A 19,745-nucleotide genomic window follows, 5' to 3' on the forward strand; every position below is an offset into this window, starting at 1 on the left:
TTAGTCCTCCGTAGTTGGAATCAAAAAGCAAATAGTAGTGCCCTCGTTCTGTTTGCTATCAATCTTGATGCTCGCGTCGTCGCCGAATAGCATCGTTAAACGACGATTCACATTGTATAAACCGAGACCTGTCCCACTTTGAGAGTATACATGAGATTTACCAAGCTCATCTAATCGATCTGGTGCCATTCCTTCTCCGTTATCGGTAACACAAACGAGGATTCCATATTGTTGTTTACTGATGCTTATTTTAACAATACAATCGTTTTCCTTATTTTTAATGCCGTGCTTAATAGCGTTCTCTACAATTGGCTGTAAAGTGAGTGGAGGAAGCTGAACAGAAAGAGCAGACTCTTCAATATTGTATTGCACTGTGAGTCGGTCTACGAATCGAGCTTCTTCAACTTCCAAGTAGGCTCTTACATGCTTCAGTTCTTGATTAAGAGACGTCATATTCGCTGTTGTACCTGATAGATTCTGCCTTAGAAAGTGGGAAAGTGAAACTAATAATTTACGTGCTTTGTCTGGTTCAATACGTATTAACGAAATGATTGTATTTAATGAATTAAATAGAAAATGTGGACTGATCTGTGCTTGTAGGGCTTTAATTTCTGCTTCCTTGGCAAGTTGGAAGGCCTTGTCAGCTTCAGCAATCTCTAGCTGATTGCTTAGAAGGTTACTAAGCCCAGATACAAGCTCTGTAATAATATGTGTGATTTCTTTTTCAGATTTAAAATAGAACTTTAGCGTGCCAATCGTTTTTCCACGTTGTTTTAATGGTGCAATGATAGCTGCACCGAGCGGGCAGCGTTCTTCGGCACAATGAATGACGCTGTCATTTGCGATAACCACTTCACCTTTGTCGATTACTTTTCGAGTAATGGTGGTCTGGATTGTATGTCCTGCTTGATGATGATCGTCTCCGAGTCCGACGTGACTTAAAATATGTGATCTATCTGTAATAGCAACAGCGCTACCTTCGATTTCTTCGTGAAGAATCAGGCATACTTCTTTTGCTGAATCAGGAGTAAGTCCTTTTCTTAAGTATCCAAGCGTTTGATCCGCAATACGAAGCGTTTTCTGAGCCTGAAGAGCTCCTGCCTTTTCTTCCTCATTTACTACGTTTTTAATTACAAGGAGAAAGAGGGCGCATCCTATACCGTTAGCAAGGATCATCGGGAGCCCGATAATCTCGACAAGGGCGAAGGCATTTTCCATTGGCTTTGATAAGAGAAGAATGATAAGCATTTGAACCGTTTCAGCGCCTGCTCCAATAAGAAAAGCGGAGTGGAGCTTTACGTGGCGATTCCGTTTATGCAGAGAACCCGCAATAAGTCCTGCAATGATTGAAGCGAGTCCACACGCAAGAGCAGTGAAGCCTCCAAGCAAATAACGATGAAGGCCAGCAATAAGCCCCGCTCCAATTCCAACCCTTTTTCCTCCGAGAAGTCCAGCAAGTACAACACCGATGACTCGAGAGTTTGCAATCGCCTCTTCAGATGATAGTTCTAGCGGCCACGAGTTAAACTGAAAAGACTCCGTACTAAATGTTAGTCCAGTATACGTGCCGATAATACCAAAAAAGCCGAAGAAACCAATCGCAACGTACTGTTGCTTACGTGCAAGCTGATCGCTATGTATCATATCTCGGAAGAAGCGAAAGCGAGTTAGCACAAATGCAATCGTTACAATAATGCCAAGTCGCTCAAGCATCGTAAGCAAGAGTTCGAACATGAGAGAAAGCTCCTTTCGTGGATAGTGGTGCCTGTCACCACCCGATATACGTCAAATTCTGTCGAATAGTGAAGCGATTTCTTATTATTATACCGGTTTTGGATGAGGGATAAAACGCCTCGAAGAGGAGAGGATAAACCGCTCACTCTCTTCGCATTATCGTTCGATTATGATTTGTGCGTTTGGATGCCGAATTTCTTTAATCTATATTGCAGGCTTTGCCTGCTCACACCTAGTGCTTGAGCTGTTTTTGAAATGTTATATTTGTTCAGTTGTAACACTTTATGTATATAGGATTTTTCTGTTTTCTCCATCTGATCTTTAAGTGGAACTATTGATTGTGTTTCTTCGACATTAAAGGATTCGGTCTGATAAATAGAATAAATCTCTTTTTTGAAGGGAGATTTATTTCGGTATTGTATCGGTAAATGAGAGTAATGAATGACATCTTCACTGATGACTAAATTCATAGCTCCTTCAATAACGTGTTCTAATTCCCTCACGTTTCCTGGCCAGTCATAAGACTGAAACGAGCGATGTACTTCATCACTTACTTTTTTGACATCCATTTGAAACAAATCATTGTATTTGTGGACAAATGTCTCAACTAATAAAGGAATATCTTCTTTTCGCTCCCTTAATGGAGGAATAAATAATGTGACAACCCCAAGACGATAGTATAAGTCTTTGCGCATTCGTTGATTGGCAATTGCTTCAATTGGGTCTTCATTCATTGTCGCAATAATCCTCACATCGATCGCTTTGTCATGAGTGTCTCCAACTCGGCGGATGGTTTTCTCTTGTAGAGCCCTTAATAATTTTGCTTGTAAATGTGGATTAAGGGAGTTAATTTCATCTAATAATAATGTGCCGCCTTCAGCTTGTTCAAATAAGCCCGGACGTTCAGTTGCGCCAGTGAAAGCACCTCGCTTCGTACCGAATAGAAGACTTTCTATTAAGTTATCAGGTAAAGCAGCGCAGTTCTGTGAGATAAACGGGGCAGAAGAGCGGTTGCTGCCATTGTGGATACTTTGTGCGAATAATTCTTTGCCTGTCCCAGTTTCGCCAACAATTAGTACTGACGAAGATGTTCTGGTACTTCGTTTTGTATTTTCAATAACCTCTTTCATTGTAGTACTATCCCCAATAATGCTATCGAAAGTAAATTTTGTGTTGCCTTTCCTATTCATGTTATCTCTAATGAGTCGTTCAATCTTGGTTACATCATTCGAGATTTCTACGGCTCCTTTAATAACACCATTCTTGAGAATAGGAAAAGTGTTGTTAATCGTTGTGATTTCCTTTCCTTTATTATTGAAATAGGTTTGTTTCACATTCGAGGTCGCGATGCCTTGTTGAAGGGCCTTCACAAGTGTACTGCTCTCATTATCGGAGAACATAAAAACGTCTAATAAATATTTATCAAGAACATCATGACGATCCATTGCTTCAATCTGCATCATTTTTGGGTTGTAAATAATTGTTTTTCCTTTGTCATCAATTACATGAACGCCGATGGCAATTTCGTCGATGATTTTCTTATAAATGAGATTCATGTTTTTAGAATGAGTTTCTTCATTGCTTTCTTTGTTAAGCATCTGATATTCCTCCTCTAGTTCTATAGCTATTGTAAATAGTAGTATCGCAAAAGCGCAATATTATTTTGCGTTAATGCGCAAAAAACCTTTGCAGGTGCAAATATCTTTTGCGCTGCACAAAGTTTACGCCCCTGATATCTCAGGGGTTCTTATTAATTTAATAGTTGGCACGGAACTTGCATTATAAATACGGGAGTAGAAACAACACTGCTAAACTAGATGTTTCTTGAAATGATGTGGAAACTTAGAGGAGGAAGAATATGAATACACAAACAACGACTGAGAATGTCATTGAAAAAACAACTCAATATGGAGCAAATAACTATAACCCGCTTCCTATCGTTATAACGGATGCAGAAGGCGTGTGGGTAAAGGACCCCGAAGGTAACCGATATATGGATATGTTAAGTGCTTATTCGGCTGTTAACCAGGGACATCGTCATCCTAAAATTATCAAAGCTTTAAAAGATCAGGCAGATCGTATCACCTTAACTTCTCGTGCGTTTCATAATGATCAACTGGCCCCTTTTTATGAAAAGGTAGCAAAGTTAACCAATAAGGAAAAGATCCTTCCGATGAATACAGGAGCGGAAGCGGTTGAAACGGCGATTAAAACCGTTCGCCGTTGGGCTTACGATGTAAAAGGAGTCCCAGAGGGTAATGCTGAGATCATCGCTTGTGTAGGGAATTTTCATGGTCGAACAATGACTGCTGTTTCTCTATCTTCTGAATCAGAGTACCAAAAAGGATTTGGACCAATGTTGCCTGGTATTAAATTGATTCCTTATGGTGACATAGAAGCACTAGAAAAAGCTATTACACCAAATACTGCAGCCTTCCTATTTGAACCGATTCAGGGAGAAGCGGGAATTATTATTCCTCCTGAAGGCTTTTTAAAGAAGGCATATGATGTATGCCGTAATAACAATGTTCTTTATGTAGCAGACGAAATTCAAGCAGGTCTCGGACGTTCAGGCAAAACATTTGCATGTGATTGGGAGAATGTTGAACCAGACATTTATATTCTCGGTAAAGCATTAGGGGGAGGAGTCTTTCCTATTTCTTGTGTTGCGGCTAATGAGGATATTCTCGGAGTGTTTAATCCAGGTTCACACGGATCTACTTTTGGTGGTAACCCGCTTGGGTGTGCTGTCTCTGTAGCGGCACTAGATGTCTTAGAAGATGAGCAATTGGCGCAACGTTCACTTGATCTTGGAAGTTATTTTCAAGATAAATTAAAAGAGATCGATAATCCTTTAATTAAAGATATTCGCGGAAAAGGGTTATTTATCGGAGTGGAATTAACTGAGCCAGCAAGACCATATTGCGAGAAACTGAAAGAAGAAGGCCTACTGTGTAAAGAAACGCATGATACAGTCATTCGATTTGCGCCACCGCTTGTGATTTCAAAAGAAGATCTTGATTGGGCAATTGACAAAATCGTAAACGTCTTATCAAAGTAATAACTAAATAGATGATGGGGTGTATCCATGGGTGCGATAGTTGGTAAACAAGTCAATCAGGAAGTTAAACAAGATACGGAGTCACTGAATTTATTTCAATCAACCCAGACTGTTGTAGCAGAAGCGCTCGAACAACTAGGCTATTCAGATGAGATGTATGAACTCTTAAAAGAACCAATACGAATGCTAACTGTGCGCATACCTGTGCGAATGGACGATGGTAAGATCCGTATTTTCACCGGATATCGGTCACAACATAACGATGCCGTTGGCCCAACAAAGGGTGGGGTGCGATTTCACCCTGAAGTAACAGAAGATGAGGTAAAGGCATTATCTGTTTGGATGAGTTTAAAGTGCGGAATTGCTGATTTACCTTACGGGGGTGGGAAAGGTGGAATCATCTGTGACCCACGGGAAATGTCATTTCGTGAATTGGAAGGATTGAGTCGTGGCTATGTTCGTGCAATTAGCCAGATTGTTGGTCCTACGAAAGATATCCCAGCTCCAGATGTTTTCACAAATTCTCAAATTATGGCATGGATGATGGATGAATATAGCCGTATTCGTGAATTCGATTCTCCTGGGTTTATTACAGGGAAGCCTGTCGTCCTTGGTGGTTCTCATGGAAGAGAAACAGCAACAGCACGTGGTGTGACAATTTGTATTGAAGAGGCTGCAAGAAAAAAGGGAATTCAATTGCAGGGTGCTCGTGTCGTCATTCAAGGATTTGGAAATGCTGGGAGTTTCTTAGCAAAGTTCATGCATGATGCTGGTGCTAACGTTATTGCAATTTCTGATGCTTACGGTGCTATTTATGATCCAGATGGTCTTGATATTGATTACTTATTAGACCGGCGCGATAGCTTTGGGACCGTTACAACTCTGTTTCAAGATACGATTACAAACAAAGAATTATTAGAGCTAGACTGTGACATTCTTGTGCCCGCAGCCATCTCAAACCAAATTACGATAGAAAATGCTGCTGCCATTAACGCTTCAATTGTCGTCGAAGCAGCAAATGGGCCGACGACAATTGAAGCTACCAAAATCTTAACGAAGCGTGGTATTTTGCTAGTTCCTGATGTACTTGCTAGCTCTGGTGGTGTAACAGTATCTTATTTTGAATGGGTCCAAAATAACCAGGGTTATTATTGGACAGAGGAAGAAGTAGAAACAAGGCTACGCAAGGTGATTGTAGAAGCATTTGCCAAAGTTTATGATATTTCTAAGACTTATCAAGTTGATACGAGATTAGCTGCCTATATGGCTGGTATTAGAAAAATGGCAGAAGCGTCTAAGTTTCGCGGCTGGGTATAAGAGTCATATCCCTAATCTATGGAAGGAGAAGATAAAGATGAATGATACCGTTCATATTATTAATAGTCCTTGTTTTGGAACGATTGAACAAGTCATGATGAAACAGCTCGATTACGTCTATGAGTGGGAGAAGTTATTCCTAATTAGAACGAGCCGTGGAACTCTTGAAGAGATTGCAGTCGGTTATAGCGGTTCGATCCTCTCCTTAGAAGTTGAGCAGGGGGAGCAAGTAACCCCTGCTACTGTTCTAGCAAAATTGAAAGATGATTTACTGATAACGGGTAGTGATTGAGTGATTTGAAGAAATCCTTTCTGTTCGCAGGAAGGATACATAGGTGACAGGACATGAGTGCAGAAATGAAAATTGGAGGTAAGTGAATGAGGAAAAGCGACAGGCATATGCCGTTTGGCTTAGCGATTATACCCTTCATCGCCATGATTATCGCGATGGGTTTTACCATTGTTGTTTTCAAAGGAAGTGCTCACGTCCCACTAATATTAGGTGCTATTGTATCCGCTCTCATAGCTTGGTCAGTTGGATTTAACTGGGTTGAAATAGAATCTAGTATTTATAAAGGAATTCGTCTTTCATTACCAGCAATTGTTATCATTATTCTAGTAGGAATTTTGATTGGGGCATGGATTGGCGGTGGGATCGTTGCAACGATGTTTTACTATGGCTTAAAGCTCATATCGCCCGCTTTTTTCTTAGTTTCAATTGCTGTTATTTGCGCGATTGTCTCGATTGCAACTGGAAGTTCATGGTCTACGATGGGCACCATCGGTATTGCTGGGATGGGGATTGGAACTAGCATGGGGATTCCCGCCTCCATGGTTGCAGGAGCCATTATTTCTGGGGCTTATTTTGGTGATAAAATGTCTCCTTTATCAGATACCACAAATCTAGCATCTGGGACTGTAGGTGCGAACTTATTTGAACATATTAAGCACATGACATATACAACTGTACCTGCATTCATTATTGCTCTTGGGGTTTATTGGTATTTAGGAACAGAATTTGGATCAAACAAGATCGATTTCGAGAAAATTCAATCAATCATGATTGTCTTACAGGAGAATTTCGTAATATCACCATGGTTATTAGTGGTTCCAGCAGTCGTTATCGTCTTGGTATCTCAAAAGGTTCCTGTCATGCCCTCGCTAATAGCGGGAATTATTCTTGGTTTTCTGGCAGATATCTTTGTTCAGGGCGGTTCGGTCGGAACGGCTATTCATACGTTACAAAGCGGATTCGTTATAGAAACCGGCAATGCTACGATAGATGAGCTTTTCAATCGAGGCGGAATTGACGATATGATGTACACAGTATCTCTTGTTATTTGTGCGATGACATTCGGAGGAATACTTGAGAATACAGGCATGTTAAATGCTATTGTGACCAAAATCATTAAGGTAGCTAGAACAGCGCGGGGATTACTAACGACGACTGTGATGTCCGCTTTTGCTACAAATGTTTTAACGGCAGAGCAGTATATTTCAGTGGTGCTACCAGGAAGAATGTATGTGAAACGATACAGGGAACTAAATCTACACCCTAAGAATTTATCTAGAGCTATTGAAGATGGTGGTACATTAACTTCTGTCTTTGTTCCATGGAATACATGTGCGGTTTTTATTTTTGGGACACTAGGTGTATCCGTGTTTGAATATGCTCCTTACGCGATTCTGAATTATCTAGTGCCAATTCTATCAATTATATTTGCTTGGACAGGATTAACGATTGCGTATATGACGAAAGAAGAAAGAACAAAGTGGAAGGAAGTAGAGGAAAAAGCTGAAGATGTAGTTTAGGCAATTAGTAAAGAAAGCAAAGGAGCGTTCCACACAGTGGGACGCTCCTTTGGTGTTGAATCTCATCCACAAAGTTCAGCAAGAATCTTTTGAACGGAATAGATACTATCATCTTTTTTAAATTGCTTCGAGAATGTGGGAGCTTGTGAACTAGAAACCCAGATTTTAAGCTCAGCATCAAGGTCAAAGTGTCCTGCTGTTTCGATACTATAGTGAGAGATGCTTTTGTAAGGAACTGAATGATACTCGATCTTTTTCCCTGTCATACCTTGCTTATCCACAAAGAGTAGACGTTTGTCAGTGAAGACAATTAAATCACGTACAAGTTTAAATGCTGCATTCACTTCTTCCGTATCAGCAAGAATATTGGTAAGCTCCTTCTTAACATCTTCCTTATTCATGGTAGATGCGTTTCCCATAAAGCCGCTTAGAATACCCATCATAATTCCTCCTCTGCATATTAACTGCTATCTAACTAGTATTCTATCATACGTGGTGCCTGTCACCACCCGATTTAGCTCGACTTCTGTCGAACGATTTCTAGAATGTAATGCCAGAATAAGCATACGTTTCCAATGATGCCAATGATAAAATAAACGCAGTAAATCGCATCATTCTTGAGAGCGAATTACTCTCACATTTAGGAGGGAATCACATGCCAATTGTGAACCTAGATCACAATGTAGAGCTTTATTATGAAGATGTAGGAATGGGCTCGCCTGTTATCTTTATTCATGGAGTATGGATGAGTAGTCGCTTTTTTAAGAAGCAATTGCCTTACTTCAGGCAGAAGTACCGTGCTATTTCATTAGATTTAAGAGGTCACGGTCAATCTTCCCACGTTCAGTCAGGACATACCGTTGCGAATTACGCTCGTGATTTAAAGCATTTTATGGAGAAGCTCCAGCTTAAGGATGTCACACTTGTGGGATGGTCGATGGGCGCATTTGTCATATGGGAATACTTGCATCAGTTCGGTGAAGATAATGTAAAAGGAACCGTCATTGTTGACGAGCTTGCTTCTGATTTCAAATGGCCCGATTTTGAAATAGGTGCATTTGATCTTCCTGCACTAACAGGAATGATGCGTGATATTCAAATTGATCAAACCGGACTTCTTAAAGGGTTCATTCCTCTAATGTTTAAAGAAGATTTGCCTCAAGCTGACCTCGATTGGATGCTTGAAGAGACGACAAAGCTTCCTTCTTCTATTGCAAGTGCAATCCTATTCGATCAATCCATTGTAGATTGTCGTCCTTATTTGAATAGCATTACCATTCCAACATTGTTGTGTTTCGGAAGAGAGGAAAAGCTCATTCCTGTAGCAGCAGGCGAGCATTTGTGTAAAGAAATTCCTAACGCAACATTGGAAGTGTTCGAAGAAAGTTGTCATTGTCCATTTCTAGAAGAGCCGGATCGATTTAACCGAGTAGTTGATGATTTTTTGAAGTCTCTTCATAAATAATAAATTAGTTAAAATAGTAGGCAGGTGCACCCTTGTACTTGCCTAATTTTTACCCAGAAAAATATTTTGAAAATTATCAAAAAGAGTATTGATTATCCCAAAATCGTGGGCTATAATAACATCAACGAAAGCGCTTTCGATCCAGAGGAGACCACGATGATTACAATCTATGATTTAGCAAAGAAAACTGGATTTTCGAGTACTACTGTCTCTAAAGCACTCAATGATTATCCTGATGTTAGTAAGAAAACAAAGCAAGCTATTATTGATACTGCTGCGGAAATGGGTTACTTACCAAATGCTCATGCGCAGTCTCTATCAACAAAGAAATCATGGACAATAGGCGTTATGTTTTCTGAATCAAATGGGGTAGGAATGAAGCATCCATTCTTTAGTGGTGTTATCGAAAGTTTTCGTAAACATGCGGAGAAGGAAGGCTATGATTTAATTCTAGCATCCCGAAATCTTCGAAACAGAGGGACAAGCTATCTTGAGCATTTCCTATATCGTGGAGTAGATGGGATTATGGTGATTTGCTCAGATCCAAAAGATCCACAGGTTCAAGAAATGATCAATAGTAGCATTCCTATCGTTGTTATTGACATGAGTAATCAAGACTGTAGCGTTGTTTTTTCAGACAATCTTTCTGGTGGAGAACTTGCAATTAACTATCTCTATTCTCTAGGGCATACCAAAATTGCACATATCGCAGGAGATCACACCATTTATGCTGGGAAGGTTCGAATTAAAGGATACATGGACGCTATGAAAAAAAGAAATTTGCCAGTGCTTGATGGCTACCTTGTGAATGGTGGACTTTTCTCAATCGAAGAAGGCGCGTTAGCAATGGAGAAGTTGTTGGACTTAACTGATCCTCCGACCGCAGTCTTTGTAGCTGGGGACCACATGGCAATTGGTGCTATGGAAACAGCCAAAGCAAAAGGGTTAAGCATACCTGAAGATCTTTCAATTATCGGTTATGACGATATTGAAATGGCAAGTTACGTAACACCTAAGCTAACGACGATCAAGCAGGATACTGATCAAATAGGTGTACGAGCTACACAGCTTTTAATGAAACAAATTATACAAAAGAAGAAAATCGTTACGGAAGAGATTATTCCAGTTACATTAATGGAAAGAGACTCATGTAAACGCTTAAAAAAATAAAGAAAATTTTTTTAAGTAATTAAGAAACCGCTTTCTTATTCTTCATCTTATATTTTTTTGGATTAATCGAAACCGCTTTCGATTATATTTTTATCACCGATTCGAAACCGGTTTCGTTAACAATACTATTTTTCTAATTTGGAAAGGGGCTCACCCATGAAGAAAGTTGTAGGTCTTATCATGTCACTCGTTCTATTGTTTGGTGTTCTTGCAGGTTGTTCCAACACAGAGACTTCAGGAGATGCGAAAAGCGATAAGAAAAAAGATGTAGATCTAAAGGTCTGGTCATTCACAGATGAGTTGAAGAAACCAATTACTACATTTGAAGAAAAAAATGGTGTCAAAGTTGAACTGACAATTGTACCAATCGCTGACTATCCGACTAAGCTTAAGCCAGTACTTGAAAGTGGCGTAGGTGCACCAGATGTATTTACTGGAGAAATTGCATTCTTGAAGCAATGGGTAAATGCTGGATACTGGGAGAACCTTTCCAAAGAACCATATAACGTAAATGAAATTGCTGATAACTATGTACCATATGTGTTCGATTTAGGTAAAGACGAGCAAGGCGATGTTAGAGCACTATCTTGGCAGACAACACCTGGTGGTCTTTTCTACAAGCGTAGCATTGCGAAAGAGGTACTAGGAACTGATGATCCAAAAGAAATCGGTGAAATGCTTACTTCTATGGACAAGGTATTTGAAGTATCAGAGAAAATGAAAGAAAAAGGCTATCGCATGTTCCCTGATGAAGGTTCAATCCGCTGGTTCTCTCAAGGCGACGATCCGAAGCCGTGGGTTAACGAAAACGATGAGTTAAAGCTAACAGATCAGAAGATTGAATTCCTTGATTATGCTAAGCAACTTCGTGAAAACAGCTATACAGCACTAGCACCAGAGTGGTCTCCATCTTGGTTTGAAGCAATGGATAAGCCAATTAAAGTTAAAGAAAACGGTAAAGAAACAGAAACGGAAGTATTCTCATATGTTCTTCCTACATGGGGACTTCACAGCGTCTTGAAGACAAACGTTAAAGAATCTGATGGTGACTGGGCTGTAACAAGCGGACCAAGCCCGTATTTCTGGGGTGGAACATGGTTGGGTGTCTACAACAAATCTGAGAATAAAGAGCTTGCTTATGATTTCGTGAAAATGATGACACAAGATGACGAGTTCCTAACTGACTGGGCGAAAGAAACAGGAGATGTTCTTTCTTACCTTCCTGTTACAAACGAAATCAAAGACGATTTCAGTGATGAATTCCTAGGTGGTCAAAATAACTATGAATTCTTCCTTGATCAAGCGAAGAGCATTGAGCCAGGTATCGTAACAAAGTACGACCAGCAGCTTGATACGTTCTACGGAAATGCGGTTCAAGAGTACGTAGATGGTAAGAAATCGAAAGATGAAGCAATTGCTGAATTCTACAAAAAAGCTCAGAATGCTTACCCTGAATTGAAAGTACCAAAGAAGTAACAAGTGTAAGCGGTGTAAGTCTTCTTATACCGCTTATCTTATTTTGAGAGGAGCGATGAGATGAAGAACCTCAACAACTATGGCTATGCCTTTATAGCTCCGTTTTGGATCATCTTTCTCATATTTAATATCTATCCGGTTGCATTAACTTTCTATTATAGCTTTACGAACTACAGCGGAAGCGGAACAGCTGAAGTCGTTGGATTAGCCAATTATCAGCGTTTGATTGCAGACTCTTACTTTGTTGAAGCGTTTTTTAACACCTGGAAGATCTGGGGCGTTAACTTTGCGCTACAAATTGTTATTGCACTTATTCTTGCTGCCATATTCTCTGATATGCGAGTGAAAATGAAGGGACTATCCTTCTTCAGATCTATTTTCTATCTTCCGAACTTAATTACAGTAAGCTCCGTTGCGCTACTGTTTGGTATTCTACTAGATTGGCAACACGGATCTTTAAATATGGTATTGATGAACATTGGTCTTATCTCAGAGCCAATCAACTGGCTAAATGAACCAGCTTCTGCTCAGCTATCAGTTTCACTTATCCTCACATGGATGTGGTTTGGACATTCATTCATTGTTGTGATGGCAGGTGTTTCTGGAATTTCTACTGACTTCTATGAAGCGGCACTGATTGATGGTGCGAATCGCTGGCAAACATTTACGAAGATTACTCTTCCATTGTTAAAGCCAATTCTTCTCTATATTATGATTACTTCTTTAATTGGTGGCCTTCAGCTATTCGACCTTCCAATGCTATTAACAGATGGAATCGGTTCCCCTGATGGTTCACTAAATACAATGGTGCTTTATTTGTACAATCAAGCATTTAAGTACAATAACTACGGTTATGCTGCTGCTGTTGCATATGGTTTGTTCATCATTACGATTATCTTCTCAGCAATCGTATTCAAATCAATGTATGGTAACGAGCGTAAACAAGCGAGGCGGGTGTAAATCATGATGGACAGAACTGAGATCGAAAACAACGTAACACCTGAGCAACTTAGTAAAAGAACCTTGGTGACTCAAGAACCAAAACCAAAGAAGCGTCGATCCATTATCAAGGGAGTTATTTATGCACTCCTTATCCTTACAGCGATCATCTGTTTTATCCCTTTCCTTATGATGCTTGTGAATGCGACTCGTTCAAATGATGCAATTCTAACCGGTTTCACGTTAATTCCAGGTACAGCGCTATTAGAGAACTACCGTACGATGATGGAATACGTAAACATTTGGAACGGTTTTAAAAATAGCTTGATTATTTCCGTTCTTGTAACACTTCTGACTGGTTATTTCTCGGCTTTGACAGCTTATGGATTTGCTTTCTATAACTTTAAAGGCAAGAACTTTCTCTTTGTTTTCATGCTTGTCATGATGATGGTTCCTGGTCAATTAGGACTAATTGGATTCTATGAACTTTGTAAAAATCTTGGCATCCTGGATACGTTCATTCCTTTAATCATTCCAGCTATCGCTAGTCCATTTGTCGTATTCTTCTTGCGTCAGTACATTCAAACAACGCTTCACCCAAGCTTAATTGAAGCAGCTAGAATTGATGGTGCGAGTGAGTTGCGCATTTTCCACACTGTAGCCATTCCAATTATGATGCCAGCAGTAGCAACGATGTCGATCTTTACATTTATCGGTTCATGGAACAACTACATTGTGCCGTTAGTCGTTCTATTCTCGCCTGAGAAATATACTTTACCTGTACTAATGGGCTTCTTAAAAGGTTCACAGGTAGCACAAAATCTAGGATCTATGTATCTTGGTATCGCAATATCTGTTGTTCCTATCATGATTGCATTTCTATTTTTGTCTAAGTACATCGTTAATAGTATCTCAGCTGGAGCTGTTAAAGAGTAGGGGAGTGGAAGTATATGAAATTTAATAAGGATTTTACGTTCGGAACAGCAACATCTTCGTATCAAATTGAAGGTGCCCATAACGAAGGGGGAAGAACCCCTTCCATTTGGGATATGTTCTGTGATATTCCAGGTAAAGTGCATGAACAACATAATGGAGATGTTGCGTGTGATCACTATCACCGCTATGAAGAAGATATTCAAATTATTAAAGAACTTGGAGTAGACACCTACCGTTTCTCCATTGCCTGGCCACGTATTTTCCCTGCAAAAGGGCAGTATAACGAAGAAGGAATGGCGTTCTATCAAACATTAGCAAAACGATTGCGTGAAGAAGGAATTAAGCCTGCTGTTACACTCTATCACTGGGATCTTCCAATGTGGGCACATGAACAAGGCGGTTGGGTAAACCGTGATTCAGTCCAGTGGTTCTTGGATTATGCAAGAGTTTGCTTCCGTGAGCTTGATGGATTAGTAGATTCATGGATTACTCACAATGAACCATGGTGTGCAGGTTTTCTTGGTTACCATATGGGCGTTCATGCACCTGGACATACAAACTTAGAAGAAGCAGTACGTGCTGTTCACCACATGCTTCTATCCCACGGGGAAGCAGTAAACATGTTGAAAAATGAATTCGCTTCTACGACATCAATTGGTATTACGTTAAATCTATCTCCGGTTTATCCAAAAACGGATTCGGTCAATGATCGTCTTGCAGCAAACAACTCAGATGGTTACTCAAATCGCTGGTTCTTAGATCCTGTTTTTAAAGGAAGCTATCCAGTTGACATGATGAACTTGTTTTCCAAATATGTTCATAACTATGATTTCATTCAAGAAGGCGATTTAGAGACTATTTCAACACCGTGCGATTTCTTTGGTATTAACTACTATAGCCGTGGATTAGTTGAATTTAATGCTGCGAACGATTTTCTAACTCAAGGCGCACATTCTGATTATGAGAAAACAGGAATGGGCTGGGATATAGCACCAAATGAATTTAAAGATCTCATTAGAAGATTAAGAAACGAATATACAGACCTTCCAATCTATATTACGGAAAATGGTGCAGCTTATGATGATAAGCTGGAAGATGGCCGTGTACATGATCAACTAAGAATAGATTATGTAGAAAAACATCTTCAAGCGGTATCTGATTTAAATGAAGAAGGTATGAACATTCAAGGCTACTATCTCTGGTCGTTGCTTGATAACTTCGAGTGGAGCTTCGGTTATGATAAACGTTTTGGCATTATTCACGTGAATTATGAAACACAGGAACGAATCTGGAAAGACAGTGCATTGTGGTATGCGGACATTGTGAAGAATAGAGGATCTGTTCAACCACTTAATGCGTAAAGGGAAGGGGAAATTCGATGCAGACACAAACTATTACTCATATTCAATCAGCTAGAGATAACGGAGACCTTCTTAAAGTTAAGGAACCACTTCAGGTCTCACCTCTTTCAAATGCAGATGCTACTCAGATTAAGCTCGATCCAAAACAAACATATCAAACAATACTAGGGTTTGGCGGTGCCTTCACAGAGGCATCTGCTCATACCCTTTCTCTTATTAGTGAAGAGAAAAGAAATGAAATTATCCATCGCTATTTTCATCCTGAAGAGGGCCTGGGGTATCGCTTCGGTCGTACTCATATTAATAGCTGTGATTTTTCGCTGGGGAATTATACGTATGTTGAAGAAAATGATACATCCTTATCAACTTTTTCGATTGAGAGGGAGCAAGAACTTGTCATTCCTTTGATAAAAGATGCAACTAAGGTAGCGGGGGACAACTTGTCTATCGTTTCTTCGCCATGGAGTCCTCCGCCTTGGATGAAAAGCAACAATGAAATGAATCATGGAGGAAAGCTTCTTCCTGAGTACCATTCAGTATGGGCTGACTATTACATGAAGTATGTTGACGCAATGGAAGCGGAAGGAATTCCGATCTGGGGACTAACCATCCAAAACGAACCTGAAGCGAAGCAAGTATGGGACTCCTGTCTTTATACGGCAGAAGAAGAGCGAGACTTTATTAAAAACCATCTTGGACCAGCAATCCGTAAGAACGGAAGAGACGATCTTAAGGTGATTATCTGGGACCACAATCGGGATGTCGTTTATGAACGAGCAAGTAAAGTGTTGTCTGATCCAGAAGCAGCTCAGTATGTGTGGGGAACTGGACTTCACTGGTACGTCTCAGAAGAATTTGAGAATCTATCAAAAGTTCACAATGCGTTCCCTGATAAGCATCTTATTTTCACGGAAGGGTGTATTGAAGGCGGCGTACAACTCGGTGCGTGGCATACTGGTGAACGTTATGCACGAAATATCATGGGTGATTTGAACAACTATTTAGAAGCGTGGATTGATTGGAATATTGTGTTGAACGAAGAAGGTGGCCCTAATCATGTTGGGAATTATTGTGATGCTCCGGTCATTGTTGATACGAAGTCAGGGGAAATTCATTACAATAGTTCTTTCTATTACATTGGTCACTTTAGTAAGTATGTGAAGCCTGGTGCTGTTCGAATAGGCTGTACTTCTGTAAACGAAGATATTCAATCAACTTCTTTTAGAAATGAGTCTGGCGAAATTGTTGTGATTCTAATGAATGAAAATGATGAAGAGCGTGCTGTTAACCTTGAGATTGAAGGACAGAATGTAGCTGTTACGATGCCTGCGCATTCAATCTCTACGGTACTCATATAAAAGGAAAACTTGAGGAGGACAATTAATAATGCGAAGTGTCATACCCGTTCTACTTGCCGGTGTTCTTGCTTTAAGTCCTGCGATTCCAACCGCTGCCTCTAGTCATGAAAAAGGAAAAGAAAATAAAAAGAGTGAACATGTTGTTGAGCGATCATTTCATCCTGCTGTAATGAAAGGAAAAGTCCATGGAACAACGAAAGTGAGAGCTTCTGTTCAAGATGACCTGCATCTTGCTGTGAAGATCTCAAATAAAGTAATGCAAGCAAAAGTAGGAGAAGATGTGCCTGATGATCGCACTGTTACAAACCCTTATGTTTCCGGCGCAGATTTATCTGGTGTAGATGAAGAAATTAACAAGTTTGTGATGGTCTATGTTCTTAATGAAGATGATGAAATTGTCGACTTTAAGCAAATTGAGCTAAAGAAAAGCGACATTCAAAAAGAAGAATGGAATTTAGTTTGGGAAGACGAGTTTAATGGAGAGAGCATTAATGAAGACAAGTGGAATTTCGTCCAGGGCGGCGGTGGCTACGGAAACAATGAGTGGCAGAACTACACGGATCGCGAGAAAAATGCTCGTGTTGAAGATGGCTCGTTAGTCATAGAAGCCCATAAGGAGCAATTCGGAGGAAATGAGTACACGTCTGCGAAGTTAACAACCCAGAATAAAGGTGATTGGACCTATGGGCGTTATGAAATTAAAGCCAAACTTCCTAAGGGGCAAGGAATGTGGCCTGCTATCTGGATGATGCCAACGGATTATGAGCTTTACTCAGGTTGGCCAGCAACTGGAGAAATCGATATTATGGAGCTCCTAGGTCATGATCCTGATACAGTTTATGGCACACTTCATTATGGGAAACCGTGGAAAAACACAGGTGAATCTTATGATCTTCCAGTAGGAGATTTTTCAGATGATTATCATACGTTTACGTTGGACTGGGAACCAGGAGAGTTTCGCTGGTATGTAGATGGTATTCTCTATGCAAAACAAAACGACTGGTTCACAAAAAACGAGAACGAAGCGGCTGCCTATACATATCCAGCTCCATTCGATCGCGACTTCTTCTTGCAGCTTAACTTGGCTGTAGGGGGAAACTGGCCAGGTTATCCAGATGATTCAACTACATTTCCAAACCAGATGCTTGTTGATTATGTAAAGGTTTATGAGCTTGATGGTGAATACCGTGAAGCGGGTGAGCGTCCTGTATCAAAAGAAACCAATGAAGATTTAAGAGAGCCGGTAAATGGCGACTACGTCTATAACGGTCTTTTTGATACAGACCTCGAGTATTGGGATTTTCAACCCTTTGAACCATCTGATTTATTTGGTGGAGCAGGGGAAGTGGCTGTAGTGGATGGAGTAGCAAAAGTTACGATTTCTGATCCAGGCGATCAACCATATGCCATTCAATTTGTGCAACCAAATATTCCACTAGAGAATGGAGAGCGCTATAAGCTTTCATTTGATGCACGTTCTAGCGATGATCGTGGAATGGTCGTCAACATTTCTGGTCCTGAGCAGGGGTTTGCTAGATATTTGTCTGACAAAAGCATAGCGCTTACATCAGAAAATCAGAGCTATTCGTTTGAATTCGATATGGAGAATGGAACAGATCCACATTCTCGTATTGAGTTCAACATGGGGCAGAGTTCAGACCTCCCAGTCTGGATTGATAATGTAAGTCTCGTTAAGCTTCCGAAAGATCCGAATGCTTCCAAAAAGGTTCTTCCAACTGGGAACTATATTTACAATGGAACGTTCGATCAAGGTAGCGATCGAATGGTGTTCTGGGAGCTCGGTCAAGTTGGAAAGGCAAAGGCTACTGCTTCTGTAGGTGAAGCTATTCCAGATCGAGAGATAACTATTGATATTAAAAAATCCTCTAAGCAAGATGATGTACGACTCAGTCAGAATAACTTAAATATAGAAGAAGGGGTTTATGTTCTTACGTTTGATGCAAAAGCAGATAACGCTAGACAAATCGGATTACGACTAACAGATGATAAACGTTTAGAAGATTATGTTGTCAATGAGAACATTTCCATTACAGAAGAGATGAGCTCTTATCAAGTTATGCTCGATATGAAAGAAACAGATCCTAAAACAGTATTTGAATTTTTACTAGGTGGTAGTAAGCGCTCTAACGTCACGATTGATAATGTGGAGATGAAACGAGTAGCACCTCCTGTTACGATTGAAGGCGTAACGAAAGTAGAAGCCGAAGATTTTCAATCAATGTCTGGTGTTCAGCTTGGAGAAGATGGTAAGAGCGTTGGTTGGATTGATGCAGGCGATTGGATGCAATACGCTGTCGATGTTAAAGAAGAAGGAAATTACACGATTCGCTATCAAGTAGCTTCAGGAAGAGATGGAGGCAACATCACGCTATTAAATAAAGCGGGTAACGTGTTCGATGGCACGCTTGGAATGGGTGAAATTTTCGTTGATCAGGCAGATGAAGTAACTTCTATAGATGTCGCTCAAACCGGTGGTTGGGGCAACTGGAAAACCGTAACGGACACGATTCATTTGGATAAAGGGATTCAAACACTTCAAATTAATGCTGCAAATGTTAATTTCGATTGGTTCGTTCTCGCACCTGAACAGCCGAATGAATCCGTTGTGAGAAATGGAGACTTTTCGAATGGTCTAACCAATTGGGGATCATGGTGGGGAGATCAGTGGAGTGGCGCCGCAGAAGGTGAAGTTGTAACGGAAGATGGTCAAATGAAAATTGTAGTATCAAAAACAGGTGATCAATCTTACAGCCCACAAGTCTTTCAAGAAAATCTTTTCTTTGAAAATGGCCGTACGTACACTGTATCCTTTGATGCTAAATCCTCCGTGGCACGGGACATTAATCTCGTAATCGGTGAACCTTTATCAACAGATCCTTGGTTCATTCCATTTATGGAGACAAAACAGATTTCAATAGGTACAGAGATGGGAACACATACGTTTACATTTGAAATGCAGAAAGCTACAAACGTCAACGGAAAATTAGTCTTTGAAGTTGGCAAAATTAACGGTGCATCTGTGCCCTCGACCATAACAGTAGACAATGTGATGATTAAGTAAATGATCTTTGCGGAAACTTGAAGTTATAAAAGAG

At 40.2% G+C, this 19,745-nt stretch carries 15 protein-coding genes; 12 read left to right on the plus strand and 3 right to left on the minus strand.

What is annotated here, in order from left to right:
* A complete protein-coding gene (locus JI666_RS15660) occupies positions 1–1,734 on the minus strand; it encodes a sensor histidine kinase (RefSeq protein ID WP_206893510.1) in 1,734 nt (577 codons plus the stop codon).
* 167 nt (positions 1,735–1,901) lie between these two features.
* Positions 1,902–3,290: a sigma-54 interaction domain-containing protein gene (locus JI666_RS15665; RefSeq protein ID WP_414635147.1), complete on the minus strand. Its 1,389-nt coding sequence runs from the start codon at positions 3,288–3,290 to the stop codon at positions 1,902–1,904.
* Positions 3,291–3,592: 302 nt separating this feature from the next.
* Here JI666_RS15665 and JI666_RS15670 point away from each other — a divergent pair, with 302 nt between their 5' ends.
* From JI666_RS15670 to nhaC, 4 genes are all read left to right on the plus strand, one after another.
* A complete protein-coding gene (locus JI666_RS15670; protein WP_206893514.1) occupies positions 3,593–4,795 on the plus strand; it encodes an ornithine--oxo-acid transaminase in 1,203 nt (400 codons plus the stop codon).
* 36 nt (positions 4,796–4,831) lie between these two features.
* On the plus strand, positions 4,832–6,112 hold the full coding sequence (locus JI666_RS15675) for a Glu/Leu/Phe/Val family dehydrogenase (protein WP_414635148.1): 1,281 nt from the start codon (positions 4,832–4,834) through the stop codon (positions 6,110–6,112).
* 37 nt (positions 6,113–6,149) lie between these two features.
* Positions 6,150–6,404, plus strand: coding sequence for a biotin/lipoyl attachment domain-containing protein (locus JI666_RS15680; protein WP_206893519.1), 255 nt, complete (start codon positions 6,150–6,152; stop codon positions 6,402–6,404).
* Positions 6,405–6,490: 86 nt separating this feature from the next.
* The gene (nhaC, locus tag JI666_RS15685) at positions 6,491–7,924 is read left to right on the plus strand and encodes a Na+/H+ antiporter NhaC (RefSeq protein ID WP_206893520.1); all 1,434 of its coding nucleotides are present in this window, start codon (positions 6,491–6,493) and stop codon (positions 7,922–7,924) included.
* 62 nt (positions 7,925–7,986) lie between these two features.
* On the opposite strand, the gene JI666_RS15690 is transcribed toward nhaC, so the two are convergent.
* A complete protein-coding gene (locus tag JI666_RS15690) occupies positions 7,987–8,364 on the minus strand; it encodes a PH domain-containing protein (RefSeq protein WP_206893587.1) in 378 nt (125 codons plus the stop codon).
* 215 nt (positions 8,365–8,579) lie between these two features.
* Between JI666_RS15690 and JI666_RS15695 the strand changes: the two genes are divergently transcribed.
* The 8 genes from JI666_RS15695 (at position 8,580) to JI666_RS15730 (ending at position 19,711) form a co-directional block, all read left to right on the plus strand.
* Entirely contained in the window at positions 8,580–9,389 is an 810-nt protein-coding gene (locus JI666_RS15695; RefSeq protein WP_206893522.1) for an alpha/beta fold hydrolase, read from the plus strand.
* Between the two features lie 156 nt (positions 9,390–9,545).
* The gene (locus tag JI666_RS15700) at positions 9,546–10,559 is read left to right on the plus strand and encodes a LacI family DNA-binding transcriptional regulator (protein ID WP_206893524.1); all 1,014 of its coding nucleotides are present in this window, start codon (positions 9,546–9,548) and stop codon (positions 10,557–10,559) included.
* A 156-nt stretch (positions 10,560–10,715) separates the two neighbouring features.
* Positions 10,716–12,035 (plus strand): ABC transporter substrate-binding protein, encoded by a 1,320-nt coding sequence (locus JI666_RS15705; RefSeq protein WP_206893526.1) that lies wholly within the window; start codon positions 10,716–10,718, stop codon positions 12,033–12,035.
* 60 nt (positions 12,036–12,095) lie between these two features.
* Positions 12,096–12,995 carry a carbohydrate ABC transporter permease gene (locus JI666_RS15710; RefSeq protein WP_136948363.1) on the plus strand — a complete coding sequence of 300 codons (900 nt, stop codon included), beginning with the start codon at positions 12,096–12,098 and terminating at the stop codon, positions 12,993–12,995.
* A 3-nt stretch (positions 12,996–12,998) separates the two neighbouring features.
* On the plus strand, positions 12,999–13,910 hold the full coding sequence (locus tag JI666_RS15715) for a carbohydrate ABC transporter permease (RefSeq protein WP_286170877.1): 912 nt from the start codon (positions 12,999–13,001) through the stop codon (positions 13,908–13,910).
* A gap of 14 nt (positions 13,911–13,924) precedes the next feature.
* Entirely contained in the window at positions 13,925–15,271 is a 1,347-nt protein-coding gene (locus tag JI666_RS15720; RefSeq protein WP_206893528.1) for a GH1 family beta-glucosidase, read from the plus strand.
* A 17-nt stretch (positions 15,272–15,288) separates the two neighbouring features.
* Positions 15,289–16,629: a glycoside hydrolase family 30 protein gene (locus JI666_RS15725; protein WP_206893529.1), complete on the plus strand. Its 1,341-nt coding sequence runs from the start codon at positions 15,289–15,291 to the stop codon at positions 16,627–16,629.
* Positions 16,630–16,657: 28 nt separating this feature from the next.
* Positions 16,658–19,711: a carbohydrate binding domain-containing protein gene (locus tag JI666_RS15730; RefSeq protein ID WP_206893532.1), complete on the plus strand. Its 3,054-nt coding sequence runs from the start codon at positions 16,658–16,660 to the stop codon at positions 19,709–19,711.
* Positions 19,712–19,745: the final 34 nt, after the last annotated feature.

The organism is Bacillus sp. NTK071 (genome assembly GCF_017303315.1).
Lineage (GTDB): Bacteria > Bacillota > Bacilli > Bacillales > Guptibacillaceae > Guptibacillus.

Coding starts and splice junctions, on each gene's coding strand:
- JI666_RS15665 (WP_414635147.1), bottom strand. CDS start 3,290: ATGAATCTCATTTATAAGAAAATCATCGACGAAATTGCCATCGGCGTT.
- JI666_RS15725 (WP_206893529.1), top strand. CDS start 15,289: ATGCAGACACAAACTATTACTCATATTCAATCAGCTAGAGATAACGGA.
- JI666_RS15720 (WP_206893528.1), top strand. CDS start 13,925: ATGAAATTTAATAAGGATTTTACGTTCGGAACAGCAACATCTTCGTAT.
- JI666_RS15715 (WP_286170877.1), top strand. CDS start 12,999: ATGATGGACAGAACTGAGATCGAAAACAACGTAACACCTGAGCAACTT.
- JI666_RS15670 (WP_206893514.1), top strand. CDS start 3,593: ATGAATACACAAACAACGACTGAGAATGTCATTGAAAAAACAACTCAA.
- JI666_RS15730 (WP_206893532.1), top strand. CDS start 16,658: ATGCGAAGTGTCATACCCGTTCTACTTGCCGGTGTTCTTGCTTTAAGT.
- JI666_RS15680 (WP_206893519.1), top strand. CDS start 6,150: ATGAATGATACCGTTCATATTATTAATAGTCCTTGTTTTGGAACGATT.
- JI666_RS15700 (WP_206893524.1), top strand. CDS start 9,546: ATGATTACAATCTATGATTTAGCAAAGAAAACTGGATTTTCGAGTACT.
- JI666_RS15695 (WP_206893522.1), top strand. CDS start 8,580: ATGCCAATTGTGAACCTAGATCACAATGTAGAGCTTTATTATGAAGAT.
- JI666_RS15660 (WP_206893510.1), bottom strand. CDS start 1,734: ATGTTCGAACTCTTGCTTACGATGCTTGAGCGACTTGGCATTATTGTA.
- JI666_RS15690 (WP_206893587.1), bottom strand. CDS start 8,364: ATGGGTATTCTAAGCGGCTTTATGGGAAACGCATCTACCATGAATAAG.
- JI666_RS15710 (WP_136948363.1), top strand. CDS start 12,096: ATGAAGAACCTCAACAACTATGGCTATGCCTTTATAGCTCCGTTTTGG.
- nhaC (WP_206893520.1), top strand. CDS start 6,491: ATGAGGAAAAGCGACAGGCATATGCCGTTTGGCTTAGCGATTATACCC.
- JI666_RS15705 (WP_206893526.1), top strand. CDS start 10,716: ATGAAGAAAGTTGTAGGTCTTATCATGTCACTCGTTCTATTGTTTGGT.